The sequence below is a fragment of the Rathayibacter sp. SD072 genome, from assembly GCF_017355185.1.
Taxonomy (GTDB): Bacteria; Actinomycetota; Actinomycetes; order Actinomycetales; family Microbacteriaceae; genus Rathayibacter.
Map to the genome: position 1 here is coordinate 1 of NZ_JADILJ010000112.1, position 458 is coordinate 458.

Here is a 458-nt window from a genome sequence, read left to right on the forward strand (position 1 = left end):
TGGGAGCGGACGAGGTCGGGGTGGAGCGGATGGAGCTGGGGGGCACAGAGGTATCTCACGGTTCGGGATGCGACGGCACGGTGGCGCACTGCTTTGTCAGAGGGGAGCTGCCCTGTCAAGGGCTGTTGCGCGGGACGATCGGGGGTCGTCGGGAAACGCTCCGGGTAACAGTACGGTAACGAGCGGCGAGTGTCACGTCTCCGGATGCCCGGATGTGATCGCTAGACCGACTAGGAAGTGCTTCCCGGGGCGTAATCGGGCGCATCCGGAAGTCCGAACAGGCGCTCCAGAGTCTCGATCCCCGTGTCGTGGAGGTGCTGCGCGAGCTCCGTGCCGACGTAGCGGAGGTGGTACGGCTCCGACTCGTAGCCCGTGATCGGGGTCGCGTCGGGCTTGTAGCGGACGAGGAAGCCGAAGCGGTGCGCGTTGGCCCCGACCCAGAGCCCCTCGGGCGTGTC

1 protein-coding gene is annotated in these 458 nt (G+C 67.2%); it reads right to left on the reverse strand.

Annotated features, from left to right (window positions below):
* Window positions 1-230: 230 nt before the first annotated feature.
* A partial coding sequence (locus tag IOC53_RS18670) for a D-alanyl-D-alanine carboxypeptidase family protein (RefSeq protein WP_207408122.1) occupies window positions 231-458 on the reverse strand: 228 nt, incomplete at its 5' end.